Here is a 16334-nt window from a genome sequence, read left to right on the forward strand (position 1 = left end):
GGGGCTCAGCGGTCGGCGCGATGCACGGCCAGGTCCTCGCGGCCGGGCGCGAGCTCTGGGCGCAGCACCCGATCGCCGTCGTAGTCGGCGAGCATCCGCCGATACGGGATCGGGGCCTCGTCGGTCACGCCGGCGAGGCGCTTGCGTACCTTCGCCTCGGCGTCGTCGGCGCCCGCCCACACCGGCGTGTCCACGCCGAGGACCGTCAGCGGCTCCAGTGGGGCCGTGCCGGTGTAGAAGAAGATGCCGTGGGTGATCGGGAACAGCAGCTCGTCGATGCCGCCGTTGACCCCGCGGCGGGCAAAGGATGTCTCGCGGTCGCCGGCCGAGGTGATCACCAGGCCGCGCTTGCCGGCCAGGCCGCCGTCGCCGTACTTGCGGGTCCGCCCGGCCGCGTCGTCCAGTCCGAACGCGAAGCCCTGGGTGTAGACCCGGTCGACCCAGCCCTTGAGGATCGCGGGCATCCCGAACCACCACAGGGGAAACATGAAGACGATCAGCTCCGCGCCTCGCAGCAGTTCTTGGTGCCGGGCGATCGTCGGGTCGAGGGTGCCCGCGGCGATGGCCTGCGCGGCGTGGGTGCCCACCGGGCCGGTGATCGCCGACAGCCCGTAGTCGCCGGGTCGGACCACCGGGTCCCAGTCGATCGCGGCCAGGTCGATCACGTCGACATCGTGGCCGGTCGAGACGAGCTCGTCCTCGGCGGCCGCGAGCAGCCGGGCGGTCAGCGAGGTGGGCGAGGGCGGCGCGGCGACGATCAGGGTCTGCATGTCCTCGACGCTAGCCAGCGCGTATCAACTTCGGAAGTACGGTCTTTTCTGCCACTATGGTGCGCAATCGAAAGTATTGGACGGTGCGTCGTGCGGGATGCGGTACGCCGGGCGGCCGAGATCTGCCCGATCGAGGTCGGCGTGGCGATCGCCGGCGGCGACTGGAAGCTGACCGCCGTGTCGAAGCTGAGCGACGGTCCGCTGCGCTTCGGCGAGCTGCAGCGCTCGATCGGCCCCGTGTCGGCGAAGACGCTGACCCGCCAGCTCCGGGCGCTGGAGGCGGACGGCGTGATCACCCGGACCGTTCACCCGGAGGTGCCTCCGCGGGTGGAGTACGCCCTGACCGATGCCGGCCGCGACCTGGCCCGGGTGGCCGATGCGGTCGGGGAGTGGGGTCGGCGCTACCTGGCCGACCCCCGAACGCACTGACGCGCCGGTCGGGGACCGGCGCGTCAGTGAGTGGGCCTGCTCAGGCGGCGAGGTCGCCCTTGCGGAGCTTGGCGATCGCGTGCCGCTCGATCTGGCGTACCCGCTCGGCGGTGATGCCCCAGATCGCGCCGATGTCGGCGAGCTTGGCCTGCCGGCCGTCCACCAGGCCGTAGCGGCGGCGGACCACATCGGCCGAGCGCTCGTCGAGGCTGTCCAACATCGCCTCCAGCCGGGCGGACTCCTCGGCGTTCAGCACCATCTCGTCCGGGCCCGGCATGGGCTCGCGGGCGATCAGGTCGCCGAGCGCGGTGTCGCCGTCCTCCTCGACGGGGGCGTCGAGCGAGACGTGGTCGCGGCCGTAGCGGATCAGATCCACCACCCGGCCGGGCTCCACGTCCATCTCCGCGGCGATCTCGTCCAGCTCCGGCTCCCGCCCGAGCTTGCGCTCCAGGTTCCGGCGTACCGCGTTCACCTGGTTGACCTGCTCGGCGACGTGCACCGGCAGGCGGACGATCCGGCCCTGCTGGGCGATGCCGCGGCTGATCGACTGCTTGACCCACCAGGTGGCGTAGGTGGAGAACTTGAAGCCCTTGGCGTAGTCGAACTTCTCCACCGCGCGGATCAGGCCGGTGTTGCCCTCCTGCACCAGGTCGAGCAGCGGCATCTGCGAGCGGCCGTACTTGCGGGCCACGGAGACGACGAGCCGCAGGTTCGCGCTGATGAAGCGCTGCTGGGCACGCTCGCCCTCCTCGGCGAGCTGCTCCAGCTCCTCGCGGCTGACGCGGCGCGCCCGGCCGGCGGCTTCGCGCCGGTCGGCGGGGGTCACGGTGCCGTCCAGCAGCTTCCGTGCGTACAGACCCACCTCGATCGCCCGGGCCAGCTCGACCTCTTCCGCGGCGGTCAGCAGCGGGGTCTTCGCGATGCCGTCCAGGTAGAGACCGACCGCGTCCTTCCCGTCGATGCCGTCGTTCGCTCGCTGGCGCGGTGCTGTGGTGATGGCCATCGGTTCCCTTTCGTTCGGGTTCACCACTCACAACGCCCGAACGGGGCCGAAGGATTCCCGAATCTCCCTGACCCGACCCTGAGAGGACCGCGGTGGCACGAGCCACCGCGCCGCCCAGACCGTGGTCCGACGCGCGCTCAGGCGCGCAGTGCGCGCAGCGTCAGGATCTGCTCCGCCCGCCCCCAGGCGCCGCGCTCGTCGAACAGCGTCGTGCTGGTCAGGCCCACCCCGGTCTCGCCCCAGACCACGTCGACGACCAGGCCGAGCCAGCCGCCGATCGGCTGCCGGTACAGGTGGACGGTGAGATCGGTGTTCGGATAGAGCCACTCCCGCGGGTCGCGCCGCGGCGCGACCCCGTTGGCGGTGTCGATCAGCCCGGCCAGTCGGGCCAGATCGCTCACCGGGCCGCGGTCGCGCAGCGCCACGTCGGTGCCCAGCCAGACCTCGCCGTGCCCGGGCTCGGGCGGGCGTACCGGCCGGACCCGGAGGGAGTCGATGTAACCGCCGCCCCAGTCGGTGGCCAGCGGGGTCGACGGCAACAGGTCCGGGGTCGGCGGTGGCGGCGGCGCACCGCCGGCCACCGCGGAGGTGTCGGAGGCGACCAGGCGCCAACCGGTGGCGCGGAGGAAGGCGCGGCCGCCCGCGCTGGCCTCGGCCTGGACGAGTTCGATGGTGCGGCCGGGCCGCAGGGTGCGGACCTCGATCGTGAACTCGGCCAACGGGATCTTGCCCAGGATGTCGAAGGAGACGCGCGCGAGCTGCAGATCGGTCCGCGGCTCGTGGTCGAGCAGTTCCTGGACCAGCAGGCCGCCGATCGGTGCCATGTGCTGTTCGTCGCGGGCCCACGCGCCCTCGGTGTGCGCGGTCGGGGCGTACCGCCCGTCGCCGAGACTGCGGAAATACGGGTCTGCGGGAATCGCCGCCGGCTGCTGCACGGCGCCAGCCTGCCGGATGCGAGCGCCGGCTGGGCACGGGGGTCGTCCCACGGAGCGGACGCCGTCCACGCCGTGGCCATTGTCTGGTGAGCTTGTAGACAAGACGGACTTACTTCGGTTTCTCGGAAGGCCCTGACCATGCGCAATCTGATCGTTCTCGCCGTCGTCGGCTTCATCGCCCAGCTCGTCGACGGCTCGCTGGGCATGGCCTACGGCGTCACGTCCTCGACCCTGCTGCTCGCGGTCGGCCTCGCCCCGGCCGCGGCGTCCGCGGCCGTGCACTTCTCCGAGATCGGCACCTCGCTGGTCTCGGGCATCTCCCACTTCAAGCTGGGCAATGTCGACTGGCGGGTCGTCGGCACGATGGCGGTGCCCGGCGGCATCGCGGCCTTCATCGGCGCGACCTTCCTGTCCTCGATCGACGGCGATGTCGCCAAGCCCTGGGTGGCGGTGCTGCTGCTCGCGCTCGGGGCGTACGTGATCTTCCGGTTCCTGCGCCTCGGCGGTCGGCGGCCGACCTTCCGCGGGCGCCCCCGCACCGCGCTGCTGGTGCCGCTGGCCGGGGTCGCGGGCCTGCTGGACGCCCTGGGCGGCGGCGGCTGGGGTCCGGTCGGTACGCCCACGCTGCTGGCCTCGGGGCGGCTGGAGCCGCGCAAGGTGATCGGCTCGATCGACACCTCCGAGTTCGTCGTCGCCGTCGGCGGATCGCTCGGCTTCCTGTTCGCCCTCGGCAGCCAGGGCATCGACTTCCGGATCGCGCTGGCGCTGCTGGTCGGCGGGGTGCTCGCCGCCCCGGTCGCGGCCTGGCTCGCCAAGCGGCTGCCGGGTCGGGTGCTGGCCGTCGCCGCCGGTGGCCTGATCATCGTGACGAATACCAACACCCTGCTGGGCGCGTTCGACGTCTCGGGCGCGATCCGGGCGACGGTGCTGATCGTGCTGGCGGTCGTCTGGGTCAGCCTGATCGTCTGGGCGGTACGCCAGGAGCGGGCCTCCCGGCGTACCGATCCGGACCTGACGGAGGCCGCCGCCTGAGTCGCTGCGCGCCGATCCGCGTCGCGGATGCCAGACTGGCCCCGTGCGGATCACAGCGAAATCGGACTACGGCGTCCGGGCGATGATCGAGATCGCCCGCCGCGATGCCGACGGTCCGATCAACGCCGAGGAGATCGGCACCGCCCAGGACATCCCGCGCGGGTTCTTGCTGGCGATCCTGGCCGACCTGCGCCGGGCGGGCGTGCTGCTCTCGCTCCGCGGACCGTCCGGCGGCTGGCGACTGGCCCGTCCCGCCGCCGAGATCAGTGTCGCCGAGGTGATCCGCAGCATCGACGGGCCGCTGGTCAGCGTGCACGGGCTGCGGCCGGAGGCCGTCGACTACAACGAGACCGCAACCCCGCTGCAACTCGTCTGGATCGCCGCCCGGTCCAGCCTGCGCGACGTCTTGGAGAACGTGTCCGTCGGCGACCTGGCCGCCGGGGAGCTTCCCGCGCCGATCGCCGGCCGAACCGTGGACGAGGACGCCTGGCAACCGCGCTGAGGGCGCCCGATCAGAACTCGAAATCGCTGTCGCGGAACTCGCCCGCGGGGCGGTCCTCGCCGCTCGCCTGAGCGGCCGTGCGCAGCTCGACCCGACGGATCTTGCCGCTGATCGTCTTGGGCAGCTCGCCGAACTCCAGCCGGCGGATCCGCTTGTAGGGCGCGAGGTGCTCGCGCGCATAGCCGAGGATGTCGCGGGCGGTCTCGGCGCTCGGCTCGTGCCCGGCCGCGAGCACCACATGGGCCTTCGGCGCGGCGAGCCGCGTCGGGTCGGGTGCGGGGACGACGGCGGCCTCGGCGACGGCCGGGTGTTCGATCAGCACCGACTCCAGTTCGAACGGGCTGATCCGGTAGTCACTGGCCTTGAAGACGTCGTCGGCCCGCCCGACATAGGTCAGATAGCCGTCGGCGTCGATCGAGACCACGTCGCCGGTGTGGTAGACCCCGCCCGCGAAGGCATCGGCGTTCAGCTCGTCGCTGGAGGCGTCGGCGGTGTCGCGGTAGCCGGTCATCAGCGGCAGCGGTCGCGGGTCCAGGCGCAGACACAGCTCGCCCTCGTCGGTGCGCTCCTGTCCGGTCGCCGGGTCGATCAGCACCACGTCGAAGCCGGGCAGCGGCCGCCCCATCGAGCCCTCGCGCAATGGCTGACCGGGCGGGTTGGCGACCTGGGCCGTGGTCTCGGTCTGCCCGTAGCCGTCGCGAATCGTCAGGCCCCACGCCCGGCGGACGTGCTCGATCACCTCGGGGTTCAGCGGCTCGCCGGCGCTGAGCAGTTCGCGAAGCCCGGTGGCGGTGGGATCGATCCGGCCCAGGTCGGCCTGGACCAGCATCCGCCACACGGTCGGCGGCGCGCAGAAGGTGTTCACGCCGGTGCGGGTGATCACGTCGAGCAGCTTGCCGGGGTCGAATCGCGCGTAGTCGAAGATCAGCACGGTCGCTCCCGCCAGCCACGGCGCGAAGACATTCGACCAGGCGTGCTTGGCCCAGCCGGGGGAGGAGATGTTCAGGTGCACATCGCCCGGCTGCAGGCCCAGCCAGTACATGGTGGTCAGGTGGCCGATCGGGTAGGAGGTCGCGGTGTGTTCGACCAGCTTGGGCCGGGCCGTGGTGCCCGAGGTGAAGTAGAGCAGGAGTTGATCATCGCCGCGACGGGCGGGTGGCTCGGGCGCGGAACCCGGATCGCGGGTGGAGGACTCGGCGAGATCGCGCCAGCCCTCGGGCACGCTCTCCCCGTCGGCCGCCACCGCGACCCGCACCGGATCGCCGGGCAGGTCGGCGAACTTCGCCGCGTCGGAGGCATGCGCGATGATCAGCTTCGCCCGGCCGCGATCGACCCGGTCGGCGAGGTCGGCAGGGGAGAGCTGCGGGGTGGCGGGGATGATCACCGCACCGAGTCGCATCGCGCCGAGCATCACCTCCCACAGCGGAACCGTGTTGCCGAGCACCAGCAACAGCCGGTCGCCCGCCGCGAGTCCGAGCTCGGCCAGATAGGCGGCTGCACTCCGGGAGCGCTCGGCCAGTTCGGCGAAGGTCAACCTGTGGTCGCGCTCCCCGTCGGTGATCCACAGCGCCACCTGGTCCGGACGCTCCTCGGCCAGCCCGTCGAACCAGTCGGTGGCGAAGTTGTAGCGCTCGGGCCGGGGCCATGCGAAGCCCGCGCGGGCGGAGTCGGCATCCTCGCGGTTGGCCAGGAGGAAGTCGCGGGCGGCGCGGACATCGGGATGCAGGGGCATCGGTGCTCCTTCGCTCGGGGCGCGGTGCGGTCATCGTAACCGGGCGGGCGAGCCCGAGGGCGATCAGGAAAGCCGGCCCGGTCCGATCGCGGCCACCGGCTGGGCGGCGGGTACGCCGGAGCCGTCGCGGCGGCCCTCGGCGGCGGGCAGCTCCACGGGCGAGCCGCCGGAGGTGGTGGCCAGGGCGGGAGCCGGGCCGGCCCAGGCGAGCAACAGCCGGTCCTCCCCGCGCAGGAACCGGTGGCAGCGCACGCCGCCGGTGGCGCGGCCCTTCCCCGGGTACTCCGCGAACGGTGTGACCTTGACCGTGCCCGCATCGGTTCCCGGCAGCGCGTCGGCCGCGCCGGCGATGCTGACCAGGACCGCGTCGTCACCGGACACCGCGCCGAACCAGATCGCCCGCGCGCCAGCCCCGAGCTTGATCCCGGCGACCCCGCCGCCAGCCCGACCCTGCGGGCGGACCAGCGAGGCCGGGTAGTGCAGCAACTGGCCGTCGGAGGAGACGAAGACCAGCTCGGCGTCGGGGTCGGTGACCTGCACCGCACCTACCAGTTCGTCGCCGTCGGCGAGCCGGATGATCTCCCAGGCGTCCTTGTTCACCGCCTCGGGCAGCACACGCTTGACCACCCCGCCGGCGGTGCCCACGGCCAGCCCGGGGCCGTCCGGGTCCAGCGTCGTCAGCGCCAGTGCGCGCTCGCCCGCCTCCAGCATGATCAGCTCCGCCAGCGGCGCGCCGCCCTGCAGATTCGGGGCGCCCGCCACATCGGCCAGGGTGGGCAGGTCGATCGCATTCATCCGCAGCAGCCGGCCGGCGCTGGTGATCACGCCGAGATCCGCACGGGCGGTCGTGGTGATCATGGAGGTGATCACGTCGTGTGCCGCCCGCGTCTCGGGCTGCCCGAGTGGCTCCGCATTCGTCGTCCGGGCGATCAGTCCGGTTCCCGACAACACCACGTGGCAGGGGTCGTCGGCAATCTCCAGTGGCGCGGCGGACGCGGTCGGTCGGGCGCCGGAGGAGGCCAGCAGGACGGTACGCCGAGGCGTACCGAATCGCTTGGCGACCTCGGCGAGTTCGTCGCCGACCACACCACGCAGTCGGTCGTCGTTGTCGATGATCTCGCCCAGCTCGGCGATGGTCGCGCGCAGCTCGTCGCGCTCGGACTCCAGCTCGATCCGGCTGTACCGGGTCAGTCGACGCAACTGCATGTCGAGGATGTGGTTGGCCTGGGTCTCGGTCAGCTCGAAGACCTCGATCAGTCGCCCGCGCGCCGCGGCCGCGTCGTCGGCGCCGCGGATGATCGCGATCACGTCGTCGATGTCGAGGATCGCGATCAGCAGGCCCTCGACCAGGTGCAGCCGGTCCAGCGCCTTGTCCCGGGCGAATCGGGTCCTGCGCAGCACCACGTCGAGGCGGTGGTCCAGGAAGATCTGCAACAGCTCCCGCAGGCTCAGCGTCCGCGGCTGCCCGTCGACCAGCGCCACGTTGTTGATCGAGAACGAGTCCTCGAGCTTCGTCCGGGCATAGAGCTGATCGAGCAGCGCGTCGGGATTGAAGCCGTTCTTCACCTCGATCACCAGGCGGGTGGGATTCTCCAGATCTCCGAGGTCCTTCACATCGGCGATGCCCTGCAGCTTCTTCGACTGCACCAGCGCCTTGATCTGTTCGATGATCTTCTCCGCGCCCACCCCGTAGGGCAGCTCGTTGATCACGATCCCCTTGCGGCGCGGGGAGGTCTGCTCGATCCGGGCGCTGGCCCGGATCCGGAAGCTGCCGCGGCCCGTGGCATAGGCGTCGGCGATCCCGTCCAGCCCGATGATCTTGCCGCCGGACGGCAGATCGGGGCCGGGCACGAACCGCATCAGCGTGTCGAGCTGGGCATTCGGGTGCTTCAGCAGGTGCCGCAACGCCTGCACCACCTCGACCAGATTGTGCGGCGGCATGTTGGTCGCCATCCCGACGGCGATCCCGGCGGCGCCGTTCACCAGTAGATTCGGGATCGCGGCGGGCAGCACGACCGGCTCGGAGTCCTTGCCGTCGTAGTTCGGCCGGAAGTCGACGGTGTCCTGATCGAGCTCGGCCGTCATCGCCTGCGCGGAGGTGGCCATCCGGCACTCGGTGTAGCGCATCGCGGCGGGGCCGGCGTCGGGGGAGCCGAAGTTGCCGTGCGGGTCCACCAGCGGCAGCCGCATCACCCAGGGCTGGGCGATCCGGACCAGCGCGTCATAGATCGCGACATCGCTGTGCGGGTGGAGCTTGCCCATCACCTCGCCCACGACGCGGGCGCACTTGACGTGCCCGCGGTCCGGGCGCAGGCCCATCTCGTCCATCGAGTACAGGATCCGTCGCTGCACCGGCTTCAACCCGTCGCGCGCATCCGGCAGGGCCCGCGCATAGATCACCGAGTAGGCGTACTCGAGGAAGCTCGTCTGCATCTCCGAGGAGACGTCGACATCGAGGATCCGTTCGGTGAAGTCGTCCTCCACGGTCGGCGTCTTCTTCCGGGCCATCGGCGCGGGTGCTCCTTCCTCAGCTTCGGTACGCCCCGCGGGCGAACCAAGCGATTCTCTCGCGCGCGGGCGGGCCGACCCCGGACCGTGCCGCGCGTGTCGCGGCCGATCAGGCGTGCTCGGCGACCCGCGCCCCGAGGGCACGGCCGAGCGCGGCCCCGTCCGGCCCGCGCACCTCCGGCGTGTCACCCGCGACCGGCGGATCCTCCAGGCCGACCGGGGTGCCGTGGGCGAGCACCTGCTCGCCCGGCGTCAACTGGCGGATCGCGATCGCGCGCACCCGGTCGGGATTGGCCTGGGCGAAGCCGCCGTAGATGCTCGGGTCGTGCTGCCCGTCGTCGCCGACCAGCAGCCAGGCGACATTGGGGAACTCCTCGGCGAGCCGGGCGAGCATTCGTTCCTTGTGCTCGCGACCGCTGCGGAACCAGCCGGTGTTGGTCGGCCCCCAGTCGGTGAGCAGCAACGGCCCGAGCGGGAACCGATGGTGCTTGAGGAAACGGACCAGGGTCGGCGCCACATTCCATGCGCCGGTGGACAGATAGAAGATCGGCGAGCCCGGATGGTCGGCCAGCAGGCGACGGTAGAGCTCGGCCATCCCCGGCACCGACTGCCGGGCGGTCTCGTGCAGCACGAAGGTGTTCCACGCCGCGAGCAGGGGGCGCGGGAGCGAGGTCGAGATCACCGTGTCGTCGATGTCGCTGACGATCCCGAAGTCGTCGGTCGGGTCGATGATCAACAGCGGGACCTCGACCTCGTCGCCGCCGGTCGGGCGGATCATCGCCCGGTGCCAGCCGGGGGTCAGGCCGCGGTGGGCCAGGCGCACGTCGACGAACCCGCCGCGGCCGGAACGCCCCTGCCAGGTGGTGTCGCCGATGCGTACCTCGATCGGGGCGAACTCGGCCGGGGCGGTGATGAAGTTGCGCCACCCGCGGCGGTTCAGCAGCGCCTCGGCAAGCTGACCGTGCTTGCGCGGATCGGGGCTGAGCACCACCCGGCACAGGATCCGGACGAAGGCGGGGCTGCCGTAGCTGATGTAGCCGATCACCCGCTCCCGCCAGCCGAGGTTGCGGACGAGCCGGCCAACCAGGCGCGTCAGAGCGTCCTCGATCCGGGCCGCGAAGAACGGCCTGTTCGTCGACATGGCCCCGACCCTACTCAATTGCGCCCCGTGCACTTGCCCGGACCCGGAGCCCGACCGGCTCCTGCCGCGGTGATCCCCGCGGTGATCATCGGGCCTCGTCGGCGCGGACCAGCGCGAAGTGCCCATCGCCGCGGGTGGACTCCGACACGTTCCACACGTCGGGGCCCTTGGCGTGGTCGCTGGCATAGCGCAGCATGAACTCGGTCGGCCGCGGCTGCTGGTCGAGGTCGAGCCAGCGGTAGTTGAACTCCAGCAGCGCCCGCTCGACCGTGCCGGCGCCCGCCAGCCGCTCGCGGATGGTCTGCGCCGTGCGGCCGCGGTCGGAGAAGCGGTCATAGATCCGGCACTCGCAGAAGTAGCTGAGGGTGCCGATCTCGCCGGGCCCGCTCACCCCGGCGTCGCCGACCCGCTCGCCGACGGCGCGGCCGATCCGCGCGTACTCGGCGGCCGATGCCCAGTTGCCGGTGACCCGCGAGGACGGCCACGGTACGCCCGGCCGAACGTCGATCGCGATGCCCGCCGCGGCGAGCGCCGCGCACGCGCACAGGGCGGCCAGCGGCACCCGGACCGAGAGATCGGCGCTGCCGCGCGCCAGGGCGTACCACCGGCCGAGCAGCAGCACCGCCGCCATGGTCAGCCCGGTGATCGGCGCGACGTAGTACCACGAGTACGGGCCGACGCCGAGCAGCGAATACGCCACGTAGTAGCCGATCGCGCCGCAGCCCAGCGCCGCGAAGGCCGACGGTACGCCGAAGGAGTCCCAGCGTCGGGCGAACCGCACCCCGAACCACGCGAGCGTCAACGTGATGCCCAGCGCGGCGATCGCCACCGCGACCAGGACCCGCACCGGATCGGAATGGAAGTGGCGGACCAGCCCGGTCGTGAAGGTCCACTCGCCGAACAGCCCGCGCTGGGCCTGCTTGATCACCAGCGTGTCGGGGATGAACGAACCGAGCGCGACCCAACTGTAGGCAAACCACGGCACGGTGACCGCGACCCCCACCGCCGCCGAGAGCCACAGCCGGCGCCGGATCGCGCCCGCCGCCACGGCGATCACCAGCACGAAGACGATCAGATCGAGCCGGACCAGCACCGCGAGGCCCGCGACGATGCCGTAGAGCACGGGGCGCCGCTCGACCGCCGCGACCACCAGCCAGGCGAGCGCCGTCGGGATCAGCAGCACCTCCAGGCCGAGCGAGGACACCACATAGGGATTGGTGGCCGCGCCGACCAGGCCGACCGCGCCGACCCAGCCGGGCATCCTCGCCGCGCGCACCAGCCGCGACCAGGCCCAGCCCAGCAGCGCGCCGGCCAGCACCGACTGGGCGCCCAGCGCCGCGACCGCGTGCGGCGCGCCGCTGAGCAGCGACGCCCGGGTCAGCGCGGCGAGGGTCAACACGTTCAGCGGCGAGGTGGCCGAGTTGGCCGTGATGCCGGGCACCAGGCCCCACTCGCCGCGCACCGCGAGGTTCCGCGCGTAGGACAGCGTGATGTAGATGTCGTCGCCGAGGCTGTCGCGGACGAGCCAGAACGCGGCGCCGCCGAGCACCGCGCCGAGCACGGGCAGCCACCAGCGCGACGGGTGGAGCCGGGTGAACACGGCGGGCAGCCTACGCGGCCGCACTCGGGCGTGCGACAAGGTGAAGTGGCCGGCGACGCCGCGCGGGGATCTGCTGCCCCGGGGTGGCCAGCCCGTACGCTTGCGCCGTGACGACACCACGGCCGGAGCCAGCCGAGGGAGCGTATCCGCGCGAGTGGGAGGCCGATGTCCTGCTGTCGGACGGGGCCGTCGCCCATCTGCGCCCGATCACCCCGGCCGATGCCGGGTTGTTGGTGGAGTTCTATGCGCGGGTCTCGCCCGAGTCGAAGTACCTGCGGTTCTTCGCGCCGTATCCGGTGCTGTCGGAATCAGATGTGCAGCGGTTCACCACGGTCGACCACGTCGATCGCGTCGCGTTGATCATCACGGTGGCGAATCCGGACGGTACGCAGCGGATGCTTGCCGTCGGCCGGTTCGACCGGATCGGGCCGGACGAGGCCGAGGTGGCCTTTCTGGTCGAGGACTCCCAGCAGGGCCGCGGCATCGGGCAACTGTTGCTGGAACACCTGGCCGTCGCCGCGCGGCAGCGCGGGATCGGCCGGTTCGTCGCCGAGGTCCTGCCGCAGAACCGGCGGATGGCGCAGGTTTTCGCCGATGCGGGCTATCACGTGCACAAGGAGTTCGACGACGGCGTGATCATGGTCGAGTTCCCCATCCTCGCCACGGACACCGCGGTCGGGGTGATGGAGCGGCGCGAACACCGGGCTGAGGCGGCATCGGTACGCCGGTTGGTCAGCCCGGCCCGCCTCGCGCTGGTCGGCGTACCCGACCGGATCGCGCTGCTGGAGCGCCAGCTCGCCGGATCCGGATACACCGGCGAGGTGATCATGGTCGGCTCGGACCTGCCGGCGGCGGGCACGGTCACCCGCGCGGCATCGATGGCCGATATCGAAGGGGAGATCGATCTCGTCGTGGTCTGTGCGCCCGCGGCGAAGGTCCGGGCGCTGCTGCTCGATGCGGCGTACCACAAGGCCCACGGGGTGGTGGTGCTGACCGGCGGCGATCCCGACCCGCGGACCCGGCCGCGCGACTTCGCCGAGGACCTGGTCGGCATGGCCCGCTCCTACGGACTGCGGATGCTCGGTCCGGACGCGCTCGGCCTGATCAACACCGACCCCGCCGTCCGGATGAACGCGAGCCCCGCACCCGCCCCGCGGCCCGGCGCCATCGGGCTGCTCACCCAGTCCTCGCCGATCGCGGTCACCCTGCTCACCGCCGCCCACCGTGACGGCGTCGGCATCTCGACCTTCTTCAGCTCCGGCATCTATGCCGATGTCTCGGTCAACGACGTGATGCAGTACTGGCAGGACGACGACGACACGGCGGTCTGCGTGTTGTCGGTGGACCGGATCGGCAACCCGCGCAAGTTCTCCCGGATCGTGCGCCGGCTCGCCCGGCGCAAGCCGGTGGTGCTGTTCGCGCCGGGACGGTCCCAGCGGGCCAGTCACGAGGGCGCCCGCGGTGGCCTCGCCGCCGCTCCCTCGGAGGCGATCGATGCGCTGTTCCGACAGTCCGGAGTGATCGTCTCCGAGCGGCGCGACCAGATGCTCGCCGTCGCCCTGATCCTCGCCCGGCAGCCGCTCCCGCGCGGCGAGCGGGTACGCCTGATCAGCAACTCGCCCTCGCTGCTGCGGCACATGGGACGGTTCGCCGAGCGGTCGGGCCTGATCGCCGACGATCCGGTGCTGGTGCCGCGCGACACCACGCCGCAGGGTTATGTCGACGCGGCGGAACGGGCGCTGGGCGCCGAGGACAGCGATGCCGTGCTGGTCGCCACGGTCGATCCGTTCGGGGTGCTCGGCGGCGGGGTGCGAGAGGCCCTGGGCGGCCTGGCCGGGCGGACCGACAAGCCGCTGCTCGGCGTCTTCGTCGACTTCGACGAGAGCGTCCCCGCCGATGACCGGCCGGACGGCCGCGGACAACTGCCGGTGTTCAGCAGCTATGTCGACGCGCTCGCCGGGCTCGCGGCGGCCACGGCGTACGCCCGCTGGCGCGACCGCGACGCGGGCGCGGTGCCGCTGCTCGATCACGACGTGCCCGCCGCTCGCCGGGTCATCTCGGCGGTGCTGCGCGAGGCGCCCGACGGGCGCGAGTGCACCCCGGAGGAGACGACCGCGATCCTGCGGGCCTATGGGATCAACCCGGTGCCGAGCTACCCGGTCTCCTCGCTCGCCGACGCCGACGAGCGCGCCCGCGACCTCGGCTGGAGCGTGGTGTTGAAGGCGTCCTCGCCCGCCGTCCGCGGGCAGCGCGATCTCGCCGCCGTCCATCGCAACATCGATGACCCCGACGAGATGGCCGAGGCCTGGCGCGACCTGGCGAACGTCACCGCCCAGTTGGTCACCACCGACGCCGCCGAGGGCGCGCCGGACTGGACCGAGATCGCCCGGCCGGTCGTCCAGGCGATGATGCCCCCGGGCACCTCGCTGGTGCTGCGGAGCCGCGAGGATCCCTCGTTCGGGCCGATCATCTCGGTCGGCGTTGCGGGCATCGCCGAGGAGCTGCTCGGCGACACCAGCTATCGCGTACCGCCGCTGACCACCCAGGATGCGCGGGCGATGGTCCGCGACCTGCGGGCGGCGCCGGTGCTGTTCGGCCGGCACGGGGCGGCCGGCGTCGACGTCGCGGGGGTGGAGGACGTGCTGCACCGGTTGGCCCAGTTGGCCGCGGATCTGCCGCAGGTCGCGCAGTGCACCCTCAGCCCGGTGATCGCCTCGACCCACCAGGTCGCCGTCGCCGGCGCGCGGATCACCCTCGCGCCGACGGCCGACGAACGCGACGCCCGGTCCCGGCGCCTCGGCTGAGGCCCGGACCGGGGCGCGGCCAGTGACCGGGCGCCGAGCGTGTGAGAATGGATCGGTGACTTCGTTGCAACGAGCCGGATCCCGGGCCGCCCTGCGCGCCGAGATCGACGCCTGCGGGTACTTCCCCGATCTCGTCGAGGACACGGTGCTGCTGGCCCTCGGTGACGAACCGATCGATGCGTTCGTGGTGCACCACGAGCCGACCTTCAACCGCGACGAGATCCGGCGCCACCTGACCATCCTGGTGCTGACGCCCACGCGGTTGTTGGTGGGTCACACCGACGAGCAGCCCGGTGAGGGCCCGAATGCGCAGGCCGCCTCCTCGACGGAGTCGGTGCGGCTGGACCGGATCGGCAGCGTCACCGTGACGCGCGTGGTCACCGCTCCGGAGAGCTATCGTCCCGGCGCCTCCACGGCCGAGGCCTGGCTGACCGTGGGCTGGGGCGTGATGAACCGGATCGACCTCGAACCGGCCGGCTGCTCGGACCCGAACTGCGAGGCCGACCACGGCTACACCGGCACCTCGACGACGGAGGACCTGATGGTGCGGATGAGTGTCGCCGCCGATGGTCAGGGCCCGGTCAACGATCTGATCCACCTGGGCACCCTGCTGCAGCAGCGGACCGGGGTCGGCGGCGTGCGCTCCGTCTCCGGCCCGGTCGAACAATCCGGGGGCCTCGGGGGGTCGGCCACCCGGTGAGCCGCGACGAGACAACCTCCGTCCCGACCGAGCTGCCCGTGGTCCCGCACTACGGCACGCGTACCCTCGCGGATCTGCTGCCCAGCATCGCCCACCAACTCGGCCACGGCGGCGAGGATCGGGTCGGGATCGGTCCGGGCGAGCGCTTCGTGGTGCTGCTGATCGACGGGCTCGGCACCGAACAGCTCGAACAGGTCGCCTCGCGTGCACCATTCCTCGCCGGCGCGCTGCGTCGCGGGGGCCAGGTGATCACCGCGGCGGTGCCCAGCACGACGGTGACCAGCCTGACCAGCCTCGGCACGGGCCTGCCGCCGGGCGAGCACGGCGTTGCCGGATTCACCTTCTGGCTGCCCGAGGAGCGCGAGGTCGTCGCGCCGCTGTTCTGGGAGTCGGCGCTCGGCCCGTTGGAACTGCAGCCGCGCGAGACGGAGTTGCAGCGCCTCGCGGCCTCCGGGGTTGCCGTCTCCTCGGTGCTGCCGAGCAGGTTCGAGAACAGCGTGCTCACCGTTGCGGGCCTGCGCGGCGGCGATTTCGTCGGCGTCGCCGAGGACGCGGACTCCGCGCAGCGGATCGAGGCCGTGGCCGCCGCCGCGACCCGGGCCCCGCAGACCCTGGTCTATGCCTACGAACGCGAGCTCGATCATTGCGGGCATGCCTACGGGTGGCAGTCCGAGGAGTGGCTGGAGTGTCTGATCCGGATCGATCGCTGGGCCTCGTGGCTGCGGGCCGAGCTTCCCGAGGACGTGCGTCTGATCATCACCGGCGACCACGGGATGGTCGACGTGCCGGCGGAGAACCGGCTGCTGGTCCAGGATGAGACCGGCCTGCTCGACGGAGTACACCGGCTGGCCGGCGAGGGCCGGTTTCGCCAGATCTATCTCGACCAGGGTGTCTCCGCGGTCGAGGTGGGGGAGCGCTGGGCCCGCCGATTGGGCGAACGCGCCTGGGTACGCACCCGCGACGAGGCCGTCGAGGACGGCTGGCTGGGCGAGCTCGACCCGCGAGTGGCGGCGCGATTCGGCGACGTGCTGGTGGCGATGGCGGGCAACTGGGCGGTGATGACCCGCGAGATGCCGGGCGAGTTCGGTCTGGTCGGGATGCACGGCTCGCTGACCGCGGCCGAGATGCTGGTGCCGCTGCTGCAGCCCTGACAGCGACCGGCCTGCCCTAGACATCAG

The 16334-nt window shown here is 72.1% G+C and carries 13 protein-coding genes; 6 read left to right on the plus strand and 7 right to left on the minus strand.

Annotation, left to right across the window (positions count from 1 at the left end; all coding sequences use genetic code 11):
• Positions 1-5: 5 nt before the first annotated feature.
• Positions 6-770, minus strand: coding sequence for an NAD(P)H-dependent oxidoreductase (locus GGQ54_RS15575; RefSeq protein WP_179446190.1), 765 nt, complete (start codon positions 768-770; stop codon positions 6-8).
• A 90-nt stretch (positions 771-860) separates the two neighbouring features.
• On the opposite strand from GGQ54_RS15575, the gene GGQ54_RS17500 reads away from it, so the two are divergent.
• Complete coding sequence (locus tag GGQ54_RS17500; RefSeq protein ID WP_343045990.1) at positions 861-1199, plus strand: winged helix-turn-helix transcriptional regulator; 339 nt, start codon at positions 861-863, stop codon at positions 1197-1199.
• A 40-nt stretch (positions 1200-1239) separates the two neighbouring features.
• On the opposite strand, the gene GGQ54_RS15585 is transcribed toward GGQ54_RS17500, so the two are convergent.
• Positions 1240-2196 carry a sigma-70 family RNA polymerase sigma factor gene (locus GGQ54_RS15585; protein ID WP_425487424.1) on the minus strand — a complete coding sequence of 319 codons (957 nt, stop codon included), beginning with the start codon at positions 2194-2196 and terminating at the stop codon, positions 1240-1242.
• A 143-nt stretch (positions 2197-2339) separates the two neighbouring features.
• The gene (locus tag GGQ54_RS15590; RefSeq protein WP_179446192.1) at positions 2340-3137 is read right to left on the minus strand and encodes an acyl-CoA thioesterase domain-containing protein; all 798 of its coding nucleotides are present in this window, start codon (positions 3135-3137) and stop codon (positions 2340-2342) included.
• 138 nt (positions 3138-3275) lie between these two features.
• Between GGQ54_RS15590 and GGQ54_RS15595 the strand changes: the two genes are divergently transcribed.
• Together GGQ54_RS15595 and GGQ54_RS15600 are read left to right on the plus strand one after the other, a co-directional pair.
• A complete protein-coding gene (locus GGQ54_RS15595; protein ID WP_179446193.1) occupies positions 3276-4169 on the plus strand; it encodes a sulfite exporter TauE/SafE family protein in 894 nt (297 codons plus the stop codon).
• Between the two features lie 43 nt (positions 4170-4212).
• A complete protein-coding gene (locus GGQ54_RS15600) occupies positions 4213-4671 on the plus strand; it encodes an Rrf2 family transcriptional regulator (RefSeq protein WP_179446194.1) in 459 nt (152 codons plus the stop codon).
• A gap of 10 nt (positions 4672-4681) precedes the next feature.
• On the opposite strand, the gene GGQ54_RS15605 is transcribed toward GGQ54_RS15600, so the two are convergent.
• The 4 genes from GGQ54_RS15605 to GGQ54_RS15620 form a co-directional block, all read right to left on the minus strand.
• The gene (locus GGQ54_RS15605; protein WP_179446195.1) at positions 4682-6403 is read right to left on the minus strand and encodes an AMP-binding protein; all 1722 of its coding nucleotides are present in this window, start codon (positions 6401-6403) and stop codon (positions 4682-4684) included.
• 63 nt (positions 6404-6466) lie between these two features.
• Positions 6467-8911, minus strand: coding sequence for a DNA gyrase/topoisomerase IV subunit A (locus tag GGQ54_RS15610; protein ID WP_179446196.1), 2445 nt, complete (start codon positions 8909-8911; stop codon positions 6467-6469).
• 109 nt (positions 8912-9020) lie between these two features.
• Positions 9021-10052 carry an App1 family protein phosphatidate phosphatase gene (locus GGQ54_RS15615; RefSeq protein ID WP_179446197.1) on the minus strand — a complete coding sequence of 344 codons (1032 nt, stop codon included), beginning with the start codon at positions 10050-10052 and terminating at the stop codon, positions 9021-9023.
• 85 nt (positions 10053-10137) lie between these two features.
• Positions 10138-11652, minus strand: coding sequence for a hypothetical protein (locus GGQ54_RS15620; RefSeq protein ID WP_179446198.1), 1515 nt, complete (start codon positions 11650-11652; stop codon positions 10138-10140).
• Positions 11653-11759: 107 nt separating this feature from the next.
• Between GGQ54_RS15620 and GGQ54_RS15625 the strand changes: the two genes are divergently transcribed.
• Genes GGQ54_RS15625 through GGQ54_RS15635 form a run of 3 tightly spaced genes read left to right on the plus strand, consistent with a single transcriptional unit; the run spans position 11760 to position 16307 of the window.
• On the plus strand, positions 11760-14456 hold the full coding sequence (locus GGQ54_RS15625) for a GNAT family N-acetyltransferase (protein WP_179446199.1): 2697 nt from the start codon (positions 11760-11762) through the stop codon (positions 14454-14456).
• 55 nt (positions 14457-14511) lie between these two features.
• On the plus strand, positions 14512-15156 hold the full coding sequence (locus GGQ54_RS15630) for a DUF5998 family protein (protein ID WP_179446200.1): 645 nt from the start codon (positions 14512-14514) through the stop codon (positions 15154-15156).
• Entirely contained in the window at positions 15153-16307 is a 1155-nt protein-coding gene (locus GGQ54_RS15635; RefSeq protein WP_179446201.1) for an alkaline phosphatase family protein, read from the plus strand. The genes GGQ54_RS15630 and GGQ54_RS15635 overlap by 4 nt, the downstream gene beginning before the upstream one ends.
• Positions 16308-16334 lie beyond the last annotated feature (27 nt).

Origin of the sequence: Naumannella cuiyingiana (genome assembly GCF_013408305.1) — a bacterium.
GTDB lineage: Bacteria > Actinomycetota > Actinomycetes > Propionibacteriales > Propionibacteriaceae > Naumannella > Naumannella cuiyingiana.